We start from the raw sequence: 13,999 nt of genomic DNA on the forward strand, positions 1-13,999 counted from the left end.
TCAATGCATCATAAACAGAGAACGTTGGGCATGGTGTATCATATAGCGCGTGACGCCTCCGAAAATCGCCTCCCAGCTGCGGAAATGACCATATCCACCCATGACGATCAGCCCGCAGTGCAGATCGACTGCGGCTTCTGCCAGCACGGCACCGACGGGCTCGGCGCCCTTGCGGCGGGTCTCGACCGTGCAGGGAACACCGTGCCAGGCAAGATGGTCGCGGATATTGTCGCTGTTCGGCTGGTCCTCATGCGGGTCCGCCACGTGCACGAGAAAAACCTCCTGCAACGGCAAACCACTGGCGAGCCAGGCCGAGATCGCCCGTACGCAGGCGCTGCTGCCATCCCAGGCAATCATGACGCGGGATATATCTACCTGCTGGCCGTCTTCCCCCGGCAGATAGAGCACCGGGCGCCCTGACCGCAACAAGGCAGCCTCCAGAACATTATCCGCCATCAGAGTGTATCTAGCGGTCTCAGGCGTAAAGATCGTCGCATCTGCGCGTCTGGCCAGGGGGGTGATCATCTCCTGCGGCTCCCCCTTGATCCGGTGCCATGCGCCGCTGGCAGTCGACGCGAGCGACGGTTTTTGCCGCAGCTCCAACCCGGCCTCCTTACGTAGCTTGGCAAACATCCGGCGCGACGCCTCGGCCGCGCTGCGCCCGTGATCTTCCATGCAGTCTCGGATGTCGGACAAAGGACCGCCCTGTTCGGTCGGCTCAATGCCCGTATAGATGAATGTCTCTTTCGGGTCCGGAAGCAGAAAGACCACGTCCAGATGGCAGGGCAGACGCTTGGCCAGGGTGATGGCCCGGCGCAGGCTTGACGGGTCATAGCGCCCCGGTGCAATCGGCATCACGATATTCCGCATTGCCATGTTTTGTCCCTTTACCGACGCAGCCTTATCCCAAGAGACCACCAAAAAACTGGGATCGCCTCCAATTCCCGACCGACGATAAAGCGGTCCTGCGCCTACGCTTTGACATAAATCAGGGATCGCAGCTGCCGCCGTTCCTATGGTCGCGCCTATGTACCTGACGTTCAAAACATGTGCAGACTGGCTGAGGCTGTCATGACGGGGAGACCGGCATCGCAATGATGAGTTTCATGGTGCAGGCGACACGGGCGCTCTTCGCCCTGCCTTTTCTAATTCCGTCTTGTCAGGGACCCGATACGCATGTGGCGCTGGGCGTGCTTGCGCGCGAACGCGTTGCTCTCACCGCGACCGCCAACGAGATCATAACCGAATTGCCCGTCGCCGAAGGTCAGAGCGTGACGGCGGGGACGGTTCTAGTCCAACTTGATGACAGGCTGGCGCAAGCCAACCTTGATGTGACGCTGGCAAACCGGGCGCAGGCGCAGGCCGATCTGGAGCGGCTGCAAACCGGCGCGCGCGAGGAAGAAATCGCGATTGCACAATCCCGGGTCGATGGAACCCGGGCCGTCTATCACGAGGCGCAGAGTACGGTCGAGCGCAACAGCCAGTTGCTGAAACGCGGGACGATCACGCAGGCCAGCCTTGATCAGGACATCGCGCGGCGCAATGCCGCCCTGGCGGAACTGCAAAGCGCCGAACAGGCCTTGCTGGAAATCGAAACCGGCGCGCGCGAAGAGGACATTCGCATTGCCGAGGCCAAGCTGAGAGCAGCCGATGCGCAGGTCGCTGCCGAGCGGATCCGGCTGCAGAACCTCACAATCGTCGCATCCCGTGATGGCATTCTCGACAACCTGCCCTGGAGCCTTGGAGAGCGCGTGCCGATGGGCAGCCCGGTGGCAATCCTGTTAACGGATGATCGACCCTTTGCCCGGATCTATGTTCCGGAACCCGCCCGGGCAGGCCTCAAGATCGGCGCAGAAGTACTGGTTGAGGTCGATGGGATCGAGGGCCGCTTTTCCGGCACCGTTCGCTGGATTAAGTCCGAGCCTGCCTTCACGCCCTATTACGCCTTGAACAAGGAACAGCGCAGCCGCCTTGTCTATATGGCCGAAGTGGACATGCCACCGCAGGCCGGTGATCTTCCGGTCGGATTGCCCGTGACGGCCTATCTGCCATGAGCGGAGTTGTCGTGGAAACCCATGGGCTGACCCGCATGTTCGGGACCAAGACGGCGGTCGACAAGGTTGATTTGAAGATCACCAAAGGTACAGTCTACGGCCTGCTGGGCCCAAACGGATCGGGAAAGACCACCGCCATGCGCATGCTGCTTGGTTTGCTGAAACCCACCGCCGGTGAGGCTCTGGTTCTGGGTACGCGGCTTCCGGGCAATGCAGAACCGCTCAAACGCCATATCGGATATATGACGCAGGGCTTCACGCATTACCGCGACCTGACCGTTCTGGAGAACCTCGGCTTCATCGCCGATATCCACGATTTCGGCGGCCGCCGAAAACGCGCCCGGATCAAAGAGCTGCTGGATACCTACGATCTGGCCGCGCAGGCCGATAAATTTGCCGGTGAGATGAGCGGGGGGCAGCGCCAGCGTCTTGCGCTGGCCGCGACGGTTCTGCATCGGCCCGAGTTGTTGTTTCTGGATGAGCCCACTGCCGCGGTCGATCCGGAAACACGGCGCAGTTTCTGGGAACAGCTGTTTGATCTGGTCGAGGGCGGAACCACGATCATCGTTTCCACCCACCTGATGGATGAAGCCGAACGCTGCCACCAGATCGCGATCCTGGATCAGGGGCGAAAACGGGCAGAAGGTGCGCCACGTGATCTGATGGCGCGCGTGCAGGGGCGCGTCATCGAAGTCTCGGGTCCGGACCTGAGGCCCGTCCGCCGCCATCTTTCGACCACCACAGGTATTTTGTCGGTGGCGCAGGTCGGATCGCGGCTGCGTGTGCTTGTCGCCCCGGAAACCAATGATCCGCAAGCGACGGTGGCGGCGGCCGTTGCGGAGTTTGCAGAGGTCCAAACGCAGCCCACGCGCCCCAACCTTGAGGACGTGTTCGTGCTGGCCACAGGGGAAAGAGCCGCGGAGAGGGCGGCGTGATCTCCTACCGACATATCCTCGCCATCATCCGCAAGGAGTTACTGCAACTGCGTCGGGACCGGCTGACCTTTGGCATGATTGTGATGATCCCGCTGATCCAGCTGGTCCTGTTCGGCTATGCGATCAACACGGAGGTGCGCCACATCCCCGCCGCCATCGTCGATCAAAGCAATACGGACGTCAGCCGCGCGCTGGTGCAGATGGTAGAGGCCACGCAGGTGGTCCGCTTTGAAAGCCGGTTCGCCACGGTGGCCGAGGCCGAAGGCGCGATCATGCGGGCCGACGTCCGAGCGGCCTTCATCATTCCGAAGGACGTCAGCCAGCGCCTTGTCCGCAATCCGGCGGTGGGCGCACGGTTTTCCCAGGGCGCAACGGACACCACCGCGCGCCCCGTCGCCCAATGGATCGCGGATGGGTCGGACACGCTGGTGGCCGGCGCGATCCGGTCCCTGCGCACCATGCCGCTTGAGGCGCTGCTGCGCCAACCATCGACCCGTCCCACCCCCACCTTTGAAGTCGCCTTGTTTTACAACCCCGAGCAACGAACCGTGGTCAATATCGTGCCCGGTCTGGTCGGGATCATCCTGACGATGACGATGATCATGTTCACCGCCGCGGCAATCGTACGCGAATCCGAACGGGGCAATATGGAGATGCTCATCGCGACCCCCATCCGTCCGCTGGAGCTGATGATCGGGAAGATCGTGCCCTTTGTCGGGATCGGCCTGATACAGGTTACCATCATCCTCGGGCTTGGATGGGCCTTGTTTTCGGTCACCACCACCGCGTCGGTCTGGACCTTGCTGGTGGTGACCCTGCTTTTCATCATCGCGAGTCTGTCGCTTGGGCTGGTCATCTCCACGATTGCCAAGAACCAGCTGCAGGCGATGCAAATGACGATTTTCGTGCTGCTGCCCTCGATCCTTTTGTCGGGGTTCATGTTTCCCTACGAGGGCATGCCGGAAGGCGCGCAGCGCCTGGCCGATCTGCTGCCGGTCACGCATTTTCTGCGGATCATCCGCGGCGTCTTTCTACGCGATGCCGGATTGGCCGACGTTCTGCCCGACGCTGCCTGGTTGATCGGCTTTGCGGTGCTGGGAATGACCATTGCATCGCTGCGGTTCAGGAAAAGGCTTGATTGAATGCAGATGCTTGGAAACATGACACCGCAGAGAAGGGCGATGTCGAAACACGCCAAAGGAGCGGATCAAGGCCGATGATCGTGCAGCAACAGACCGGCGCAATTCAAGACCCCGAACTCAGGCACCGCATTATGGCGGGCTTTATCGGCAATGTCGTAGAATGGTACGACTTTGCGCTTTATGGCTACCTGGCGGGCATTATCGCGCCGGTGTTCTTTCCATCCCAAGACCCGACCGCAGGCCTGATCGCCACCTACGGTATCTTCGCGGCCGGTTTTCTGATGCGGCCACTCGGGGCGGCGGTCTTTGGCTGGTTCGGAGATCGCTATGGGCGCGCACGCACCATGCAGATCTCGGTAGCTATGATGGCGCTACCGACCCTGTTGCTGGGACTGCTGCCAACCTATGCGCAGGTCGGCGTTCTGGCACCGGTGCTGCTGGTTCTGGTGCGGATCCTGCAGGGCATTTCTGTCGGAGGCGAGTTTTCCTCCTCTGCGACCTATCTGGTTGAAACCGCACCGACGGGACGGCGCGGTCTGACCGGCAGCTGGGCGAATATCGGCTCCATGACTGGATCGCTCCTGGGTGTCGGCGCGGCCGCGCTGGTCACTACCCTGTTTGATGCGCAAACCATGCAGGACGGCGCCTGGCGCCTTCCGTTTCTGGGCGGAGCATTGCTTGGCGTTACCGCCATCCTGATGCGGCGCAACCTGCATGGGTCCGAACGTTTCGGCCAACATGACGCCGCACGCGAGGAAACCTCTCCCCTTTTGCAGGCCTTCACCACCAACCTGAAAGAAACCCTCCTCGCGCTGGGTTTTGCTGCCAGCTATGGGACGTGCTTTTACATCACCTTCGTCTACCTGCCGGAATGGCTGTCAGGTCAGAACCTGGTGGAGCGCAGCACAGCCTTGACCATCAACACCGCCATGACGATTCTGGTCATCCCCCTGATGCCGCTTGGCGCCATCGTCGGGGACAGGTTCCTCGCCCGGCGCACGTGGATCGCCGTGGCACTGTTGGGGCTGGGTCTCTTGAGCTGGCCAATGCACCTTTGGATGCTGCAATCTGGTGGCGCGATGCTGCCGGTCGTGCTGTTCCATCTGCTTGCCTTCGCCCTGCTTTCGGTTCCGCTTGGCTCTGGCCCGGCGTTGTTCGTAGAGATGTTCCCCGAAGAGGATCGCCTGTCTGGATATTCGGTTGCGTTCAACCTGGGGGTCGGCGTGTTCGGCGGCCTCACGCCAATGATCGCAACCAGCTTGATCGCCAGCACCGGGATCGCAACCGCCCCCGGGCTTTACATGATGCTGGCCTGCGCACTCGCAGTGTTATGCCTGGCCTTCGTCCCAGACCGCAGCCGTGCCGCGTTGCGCTGAGGTAAGCGCCGTCAACCTGCGAGGCTTGTCCGCAGAGTTCGCGCCGATCACGCGTCGCTTTGGGTTATCGGGCGCCCCCTTTCGGGCTGTTCTCCGCCCCCCACGGTCTACAGGCCGGGCATGAGCCTCAGTACCCGACGGCGCGCGGCAGCAACTCCAACGGAGCCTCCGACAGGCCCGCCCTGGTGACTCCGATAGGCACTGGTGCGTTCCCTGACACCCGGAAGGTTCCGACCAGTTCCGAAAGAACCTGCGTGTCCTGCTGCAGGGACATGATGGCGGCAGCCGTTTCCTCGACCATGGCCGCATTCTGCTGCGTCACGGTATCAAGCTGCGAGACGCCAACCGAAATCTCAGACAGACCAGTCGATTGAGCCCGCGCCGAGTTGACGATATCTGCCGTCAGCCCCGAAACCGTCTCAATCTCCTGAACGATACTGGTAAGCGCGGCCCCCGCCTGATCCACCATCGCGACGCCTGCATCGACATGCTGCGTGCTAGATGTCACGAGGCTTTTGATCTCCTTTGCGGAATTGGCGGCACGTTGGGCCAGGCCCCGCACCTCGGAGGCTACCACGGCAAAGCCACGACCGGCATCGCCTGCACGGGCCGCCTCGACCCCGGCATTCAGCGCCAGCAGGTTGGTCTGGAAGGCGATGTCGTCGATGACGCTGATGATCTGGGAAATCTGCACCGATGACTCCGAAATCTCGCGCATTTTCAGGACCGCCTGTTCGGCGACCTCATTTCCTGTTGCAGCGTTGTTCCGGGTGACGAGAACCACCTCTTCAGTCTTTGACGTCGATTCTGTTGAGGAACGCATGCTGTTGTTGATCTCTTCCACCGCCGCGGCGGTTTCTTCCAGCGTCGCCGCCTGGGTTTCGGTCCGGCGGGACAGATCCCCAGCAGACTGGCTCACCTCGCTGGCCACGCGGTTCAGATTGCCGGTCGAATCCTGAATGGTAACGATGATATCCCGCATAGAGCCCATCAACTCGTTGAACGACTGGCGCACCTGATCGTAGCGTGCGGGGTAATCGCTTTCATCGGGGCCGGGGATGCTCTGCGACAGATCCCGTTCCGACATCCGCCTAATTCCGTCACTCAGATACTTAAACGCCGTGTCCTGTTCTGCCTTCTGCGCCGCGAAATAGGCCTCAATCACCTGATAGGTGTCAAAGGCAAAGGCACGGGTCAATGTGCCAAGGATTTCTCCATGTTTGCGCTTGGCGAATTTACCCAAAAGCGCCCCAGAGCGTTCCAGCAAGCGCTGCTGGATATATGCATTGGCCCGCGAATAGCCGGAGAGGTACATCGAAAAGGGCAACTGGATCTTGAAATGCACCGTGCCGACACGTTCGGCTGAGGCGAAGTAGGCCTCGTCAAAGGTACCGGACAGAAGCCGCTGCCAGTGCTTTTTTTGCGCGGACCGGGCGTGGGCCATCACGCTGTCGTCCGGAAAGAATTGCGCGATCTCGGGATCTGCGACCGCGAACGAATAAAAATGTTCGAGGGCATCATCAAGGATCGGCATGACCATCTTGCCAGCCCGAACCAATTGTTCGTGGTCGTTCCCCGTCAAAGCAAACTTTGCAAGGGTATCCTGAGTGTCACGCACCATTGTTTGTCCTCACTACAATTTACAAGATCTCATCGTGATACAATTTTTCACGATGAATTTGCGGAATTAGCGCCTTCAATATTTAAGATTTAGACAATTGTGTTTCTCCGATCAAAAGTGCAGATGCGTGGCTGTAACATCCAAAAGGCGTAATCAAGCGCGCTTTCGCATGTGGATTGGGATGTCTACTTACTTTTCAAACGGATAACGCTCAAAAAATGAGCAGGCAGCAAAGTGATCGCATTGCGACCGCAGTTTCATTTATCGTACATTTAACGATCGCACCGGCGTTTCGAATCAGGAAAAGCCAGTACCCCAAGGCATACCCGCTACCCATTTTCCGGCTTTCAAACAAAAAACCGCCCCTCACAGAATGAGGGACGGCATGCTTTCTTTGTGCTGCGGTTTGCGTTTATCCAGCCAGCGATGGCAGGTAGAGCACAATCCCCGGGAAGGCGACCAACAGCGCGATGGTGATGGCATCGGCGATGAAGAAGGGTGTCACGCCCTTGAACACGTCCTGCACCGTCAGGTCATCCCGTACCCCGGCCACAACAAAGCAGTTGAGACCGATTGGCGGTGTAATCAGGCAGAACTCAGCCATCTTCACCACCAGAATGCCGAACCAGATCGCACACATGGTGCCGTTCATGCCGAATGCACTATCCGCAGCCGACACGGCTTCGCCGCCGTTCAGCGCCATCACCGCAGGGTAGACAACCGGCAAGGTCAGCAGCAGCATCCCGATGGCGTCCATGAACATCCCCAGCACCGCATAGGCCAACAGGATGCAGATCAGGATCAGCATCGGCGACATCTCAAGCGAGGTGATCCAGTCCGAAAACGCGCCCGGCAGATCGGCAAAACCGAGGAAGCGCACGTAGATCAGAACGCCCCAGATGATCGAGAAGATCATCACCGCCAGTTTCGCGGTTTCCAGCAGCGCCGACTTGAGCTCGGCCCATTTCATGCCGCGCCACAGCGCCATCAGGAAGACCACAAAGGCGCCGAGTGCGCCCCCTTCTGTCGGGGTGCCCCAGGCTTCGCCAAAGGGATTGTAGACAAAGAAGATGATGATCACGACCACGAACATGATCGGCAGCGCGCCCGGCAGGGCCGCAAACCGCTGCTTCCAGGTGAAGCCTTTGACCGGTGGGCCGACGGTTTTGAAGATCATCGCGATGCCGACGATCAGCAGCCCGTAGATCACTGCGGAGAAGGCGCCGGGGATAAAGCCCGCGAGCAACAGCTTGCCCACGTCCTGTTCAACGATGATGGCGTAGATCACCAAGATCGCCGAGGGCGGGATCAGCGAGGCCAGCGTGCCCCCTGCTGCCACAACGCCAGCCGCGAACTGCTTGTTATATCCGATGGCCAGCATTTCCGGGATCGCGATCCGTGCGAACACCGCCGAGGTCGCAACAGAGGCGCCAGACACGGCGGCGAAGCCGGCGGTCGCAAAAACGGTCGAAACCGCAAGTCCGCCCGGCAACCAAGCGATCCAGCGTTTGGCTGCCTCAAACAGCGCCTTGGTCAGACCTGCGTAATAGGCCAGATAGCCGATCAGGATGAAGGTCGGGATCAGCGACAATGCCTGGCTTGAGACCTTGGAATGCGGCACCTGCCCGGCGGTTTTGACGGCAATGGTCAGCGCCTTTGTAAAGCGGGAGGGATCATAGCCGAACTTGGCCCAGAAGATCCATGTCAGCCCCACCAGACCGGCCAGAGCTGCGGCAAAGGCAACGCGCATGCCGGTGACGACCAGGATCAACAGAAAACCCGTGACCCACAGGCCGATTTCAATCGGTTCCATGTGCTTTTCCTATCCTTGAGAGTTTCGGCTGTCGGCGCTGTCGCCGGGCGCGTCGTCATGGCCGGTCAGCATCTCTGCCTCATGGGCGGCTTGCGCGGCAGCATCCTGAATCAGCGGCACAGCTGCCGGAGCGTCCAGCCCCAGAACCAGCGCCCGACCATAGGCCCAAACCTGCAGCACAAGACGCAAGCACAGAACCGAGAAGGCCACCGGCGCCAGCAATTTGGCCGGCCAGAGCGGAATACCGATGTCGATCGAGCTGTCACGGCTCCACAGGGGCGCGGCGAAATCGAACGAACGCGCAAAATGCGCCCAGCTGCCCCAGACGAGGCAGATCATCAACGCAAGGATCAACAGCACCGAGAACAGTTCGAACAGCCACAGGGCCCGGCCGCGCAGGGCACCAATCACGATATCCATACGGATATGACCACCTTCGCGCTGCACATAGGCAATGCCCATGAAGGCGATCAGCGGCATCGCCTGTTCGATCCAGTCGACATACCCCGGCAGCGGGGCGTTAAAGGCATTCCGCCCGCCCACAGAAACCACTGCCAGCACCATAAGAGAAAAGACCGCCAGACCGCTGATCAGCGCCAGCACCTGTTCGACCTGCAACAAACGTCTGTCAAGACGACTGACAAGACTGTCGTCTTCCAATACCGCGGCGTTTCCCGCCATGGCCCCCACCTTTCATTTCAAGAGAACGGAAACAAAAACAGGCCGGGAGAGTGGTCCCGGCCTGCTCCTGCAACGCGGGATTTAGTTGCCCGCGCGTGTGTCTTCCAGAGTTTTCATCACCAGGTCATAGAGTTCCTGGCCCGGAATGCCCTGAGCGGTCATGTCCTTGATCCACTGTTCACGGATCGGGTCGGCAGCCTTGGCGCGGAACGCGGCCAGCTGTTCTTCCGAGATCATGACTTTCTCAACGCCTTTTTCTTCCAGCACGCTGTCCCATTTGGTCAGCAGCTTGCCGTAGTTGTCGAGGTAATGCGCAATCGCCTCGTCAACCGAGCTGTCCAGCGCCTCACGCTCGGCATCGCTCAGCATGTCGTAGGCATCGGTGTTGACCACAACCGGGCAGTTCACGGTGCCGGGGTTCAGGTTCGCGGTCCACCAGTCTGCTTTGTTGATGGTGCCAAAGGACAGATGCGCGTGCTGCGCAAAGGCAACCGTATCAACAACGCCCGACTCCATCGCGTTATAGGCTTCGGTCGCGGGCACCGAGGTCGGGACCCCGCCCACGGCTTCGAAGGCCTTGCCCAGACCACCGGTCGCGCGCACACGCATGCCGTCGAATTCAGCCAGCTCGTCGCGGGGCTCGCCGGTGCCGACCAGGTTGTACTGGGGCATGGGCGAAGTCATCAGCAGCTTGGCATTCCAGCGCGCCAGATCCTTGGCAGCGGCGGGATGTGCATAGACAGCGTGGCTGACGGCAACTTCTTCGGCCAGGTTGTTCACGCCCAGGAACGGCAGTTCCAGCACGGTGATCGACGGGTTCTTGTCGCGGTGATAGCCGGCGCAGAACTGTGCCATTTCGAAGGCACCGATGGAGATCCCGTCCAGGTTCTCACGCGGTTTCGACAGGCCGCCATAGCTGACGTTCATGGTAAAGGCGCCATCGGTCTTTTCGCTGACCAGTTCGGCCAGTTTCTCGACATGCTCAGTAAAGGCGCGGCGTTTGCCCCAGACCGACACGTTCCATTCGGTCGCAGCGGCCTCACCGGCAATTGCAAATCCCGCGGCAGCCGCCACGGCGGCAGTCAGAAGTTTATTCATGTTGTATCTCTCCCATTCTGCGTTCCTTGCAGTCGTGGACATTGTCCTTTGGAACGCTTGCGCAGTAAGCTACCTGTAAGGCGGCGCACTGCCAAGCCCCGGCCCGGACGTTTTGCTGACAGCTCCGTGAGCCCACCTCAGAACCCGGCAAAAGGTACGGCGTGCGGATCCGCGCGCGATTTGCCGCATGTCCGTACCGACAGCAACACCCCCTCCCTTCGGAAATCTTGCACAAAAGCCCCATACCCGCCCAGGCAGAGTGCCGGTATCGTTGACTCCCAATCACCCGTAAAAATTGGGTTTTGCACGGTTTTTGCCCTGAAAATTTACAAGCGCAAGGCACACAGGAAATTCATTCACAAACAAATCGTTACTTTCCGGCCCCTTATTCACAAATTTTCAACTTTCCCTATTATGGCCGTCGAGGAAGGAAACGGTTTGACACCCGGCCCCCGTGGCTGTCCGGTGACAAACTGAAGGGAAGTCAGGGAGGACACCAGATGACCACGCAGCCTGAAGGCAAAGTGTATCCGCCGTCGGACGACGTTGTTGCGCGCGCCCATGTGGACGCCGCCAAATACGAAGAGATGTATGCGGCCTCTATCGCAGATCCCGAAGGGTTCTGGAGTGAACAGGGCAAACGGATCGACTGGATCAAGCCTTTCACCTCGGTGAAGGATGTGAACTACAACTTCGGCAACGTGTCGATCAACTGGTATGCCGATGGCACGCTCAACGTGGCGGCCAACTGCATCGACCGCCATCTGGAGACCCGCGGCGACCAGACCGCCATCATTTTCGAGCCGGACGATCCCAACGAGGCCGCTCAGCACATCACCTACAAGGAACTGCACCGCCGCACCTGCCGGATGGCCAACATCCTGGAAACCATGGGTGTGCGCAAAGGCGACCGGGTCGTGATCTATATGCCGATGATCCCCGAGGCCGCCTATGCCATGCTGGCCTGCGCCCGGATCGGCGCCATCCACTCCATCGTCTTTGCCGGCTTCAGCCCCGATGCGCTGGCGGCACGGATCAACGGGTCGGACGCCAAGGTTGTCATCACCGCCGACGAAGCCCCCCGTGGTGGCCGCAAGACGCCGCTGAAATCCAATGCCGATGCGGCGCTGCTGCATTGCAAGGACACGGTGAAATGCCTCGTGGTGAAACGCACCGGCGGCCAGACCACCTGGATCGACGGGCGCGATTATGATTACAACGAGATGGCGATCGAGGCGAACGACTACTGCAAGCCCGCCGAGATGAACGCCGAAGATCCGCTGTTCATCCTCTACACCTCCGGCTCGACCGGTCAGCCCAAGGGCGTGGTGCACACCACCGGCGGCTATCTGGTCTATGCGGCGATGACGCATGAGATTACCTTTGATTACCACGATGGTGACATCTACTGGTGTACCGCCGATGTGGGCTGGGTCACCGGCCACAGCTATATCGTCTATGGTCCGCTGGCCAATGGCGCCACCACGCTGATGTTCGAAGGCGTGCCGACCTACCCCGACGCCAGCCGCTTCTGGCAGGTCTGCGAAAAGCACAAGGTCAACCAGTTCTACACCGCTCCCACCGCTCTGCGCGCGCTGATGGGTCAGGGCAACGAATGGGTCGAGAAATGCGATCTCTCCTCGCTGCGCCTGCTGGGCACAGTGGGTGAGCCGATCAACCCGGAAGCCTGGAACTGGTACAATGATGTCGTTGGCAAGGGCAAATGCCCCATCGTCGACACCTGGTGGCAGACCGAGACTGGCGGCCACCTGATGACCCCCCTGCCCGGCGCCCATGCGCTGAAACCCGGCGCGGCGATGAAGCCCTTCTTTGGCGTCAAACCGGTAGTTCTGGACCCTCAATCCGGCGAAGAGATCGAAGGCAACGGTGTCGAAGGTGTCCTGTGCATCAAGGACAGCTGGCCCGGCCAGATGCGCACCGTCTGGGGCGATCACGAACGGTTCGAGAAGACCTATTTCGCCGACTACAAAGGCTATTACTTCACCGGTGACGGCTGCCGCCGCGACGCAGATGGCGATTACTGGATCACCGGTCGTGTCGATGATGTGATCAACGTCTCCGGTCACCGAATGGGCACCGCCGAGGTCGAAAGTGCGCTGGTGGCGCATGCCGCAGTGGCCGAGGCCGCCGTGGTGGGCTACCCGCATGAGATCAAGGGACAGGGTATCTATTGCTATGTCACCCTGATGAACGACCGCGAGCCTTCGGACGAGCTGCTTAAGGAGTTGCGCACATGGGTTCGGACCGAGATCGGCCCGATTGCCAGCCCGGACGTGATCCAATGGGCACCCGGCCTGCCGAAAACCCGCTCGGGCAAGATCATGCGCCGCATCCTGCGCAAGATCGCCGAAAACGACTTTGCCTCGCTGGGCGATACCTCGACCCTCGCCGATCCGTCGGTGGTGGACGATCTGATCGCCAACCGCGCGAACAAGGGGTAACCGCATGTCGACGAATGTGATGACCCGCCCTGCCGTTCTGATCCTTCTCGGCCCTCCGGGCGCCGGGAAGGGCACACAGGCCCGCATGCTGGAAGACAGCTTTGGTCTGGTGCAGCTGTCGACCGGTGATCTGCTGCGCGCCGCCGTGGCTACAGGCACCGAGGCCGGCAAAGCCGCGAAATCCGTGATGGAATCCGGTGGTCTGGTCTCTGATGAGATCGTGATCGCCATCCTGCGCGACCGTCTGGGCGAACCCGACTGCGCCAAGGGCGTGATTCTGGATGGTTTCCCCCGCACCGCCGTTCAGGCCGAGGCGCTGGATGCGCTGCTGTCCGAAACCGGTCAGAAGATCAACGCCGCCATCAGCCTTGAGGTCGACGACGATGCCATGGTGACCCGCGTCGCCGGGCGCTACACCTGCGGCGGCTGCGGCGAAGGCTATCACGACACCTTCAAACAGCCGAAAGTGGCTGGCACCTGCGACAAATGCGGCGGCACCGAGATGAAGCGCCGCGCCGATGACAACGCCGAAACCGTGGCAAGCCGTCTTGCGGCCTATCACGAACAGACAGCCCCGCTGATCGCCTATTACGACGGCAAGGGCGTGCTGCAGAAGATCGACGCCATGGGCCAGATCGATGCGGTCGCCGAAGGGTTGGCAAAGATTGTAGAGACCGCCGCGCCCTAGGCCCGGCCAAGACCCGGATCCCCGGTCGGCTCTGCGGCCGCCGGGGGGCCATCCCAAACCCTGAAATACCCGATGGACCCGCCAAAGCCCGCTTTGGCGACCAAAGGACTAATGCCTGATGGCTGCCCG

Annotated in this window: 11 protein-coding genes; 6 read left to right on the plus strand and 5 right to left on the minus strand. The window is 60.6% G+C overall.

What is annotated here, in order from left to right; all coding sequences use genetic code 11:
• On the minus strand, positions 1-876 hold the full coding sequence (locus SM765_RS09180; protein WP_274837189.1) for a universal stress protein: 876 nt from the start codon (positions 874-876) through the stop codon (positions 1-3).
• A gap of 218 nt (positions 877-1,094) precedes the next feature.
• Here SM765_RS09180 and SM765_RS09185 point away from each other — a divergent pair, with 218 nt between their 5' ends.
• From SM765_RS09185 to SM765_RS09200, 4 genes are all read left to right on the plus strand, one after another.
• Entirely contained in the window at positions 1,095-2,054 is a 960-nt protein-coding gene (locus SM765_RS09185; RefSeq protein WP_274837190.1) for an HlyD family secretion protein, read from the plus strand.
• Positions 2,051-2,989: an ABC transporter ATP-binding protein gene (locus SM765_RS09190; protein WP_274837191.1), complete on the plus strand. Its 939-nt coding sequence runs from the start codon at positions 2,051-2,053 to the stop codon at positions 2,987-2,989. Before SM765_RS09185 ends, SM765_RS09190 begins: the two co-directional genes overlap by 4 nt.
• Positions 2,986-4,131 carry an ABC transporter permease gene (locus SM765_RS09195; protein WP_274837192.1) on the plus strand — a complete coding sequence of 382 codons (1,146 nt, stop codon included), beginning with the start codon at positions 2,986-2,988 and terminating at the stop codon, positions 4,129-4,131. Before SM765_RS09190 ends, SM765_RS09195 begins: the two co-directional genes overlap by 4 nt.
• Positions 4,132-4,205: 74 nt before the next feature.
• Positions 4,206-5,507: an MFS transporter gene (locus tag SM765_RS09200; RefSeq protein ID WP_274838990.1), complete on the plus strand. Its 1,302-nt coding sequence runs from the start codon at positions 4,206-4,208 to the stop codon at positions 5,505-5,507.
• A 127-nt stretch (positions 5,508-5,634) separates the two neighbouring features.
• Here SM765_RS09200 and SM765_RS09205 read toward each other — a convergent pair whose 3' ends face one another.
• The 4 genes from SM765_RS09205 to SM765_RS09220 all read right to left on the minus strand — a co-directional run bounded on the left by SM765_RS09205 (position 5,635) and on the right by SM765_RS09220 (position 10,720).
• Positions 5,635-7,128, minus strand: a complete 1,494-nt coding sequence (locus SM765_RS09205) for a globin-coupled sensor protein (protein ID WP_274835913.1) — start codon at positions 7,126-7,128, stop codon at positions 5,635-5,637.
• 412 nt (positions 7,129-7,540) lie between these two features.
• Positions 7,541-8,941: a TRAP transporter large permease gene (locus tag SM765_RS09210; protein ID WP_065270508.1), complete on the minus strand. Its 1,401-nt coding sequence runs from the start codon at positions 8,939-8,941 to the stop codon at positions 7,541-7,543.
• A 9-nt stretch (positions 8,942-8,950) separates the two neighbouring features.
• Positions 8,951-9,622 carry a TRAP transporter small permease subunit gene (locus SM765_RS09215; protein ID WP_274833432.1) on the minus strand — a complete coding sequence of 224 codons (672 nt, stop codon included), beginning with the start codon at positions 9,620-9,622 and terminating at the stop codon, positions 8,951-8,953.
• 81 nt (positions 9,623-9,703) lie between these two features.
• Entirely contained in the window at positions 9,704-10,720 is a 1,017-nt protein-coding gene (locus SM765_RS09220; RefSeq protein ID WP_065270510.1) for a C4-dicarboxylate TRAP transporter substrate-binding protein, read from the minus strand.
• Positions 10,721-11,220: 500 nt separating this feature from the next.
• On the opposite strand from SM765_RS09220, the gene acs reads away from it, so the two are divergent.
• Both acs and SM765_RS09230 read left to right on the plus strand, forming a co-directional pair.
• Positions 11,221-13,182 carry an acetate--CoA ligase gene (gene acs, locus SM765_RS09225; RefSeq protein WP_065270511.1) on the plus strand — a complete coding sequence of 654 codons (1,962 nt, stop codon included), beginning with the start codon at positions 11,221-11,223 and terminating at the stop codon, positions 13,180-13,182.
• A 4-nt stretch (positions 13,183-13,186) separates the two neighbouring features.
• Complete coding sequence (locus SM765_RS09230; RefSeq protein ID WP_368981492.1) at positions 13,187-13,870, plus strand: adenylate kinase; 684 nt, start codon at positions 13,187-13,189, stop codon at positions 13,868-13,870.
• Positions 13,871-13,999: the final 129 nt, after the last annotated feature.

It is taken from the genome of Pseudophaeobacter sp. 1A09344 (assembly GCF_041008745.1).
GTDB lineage: Bacteria > Pseudomonadota > Alphaproteobacteria > Rhodobacterales > Rhodobacteraceae > Phycobacter > Phycobacter gallaeciensis_A.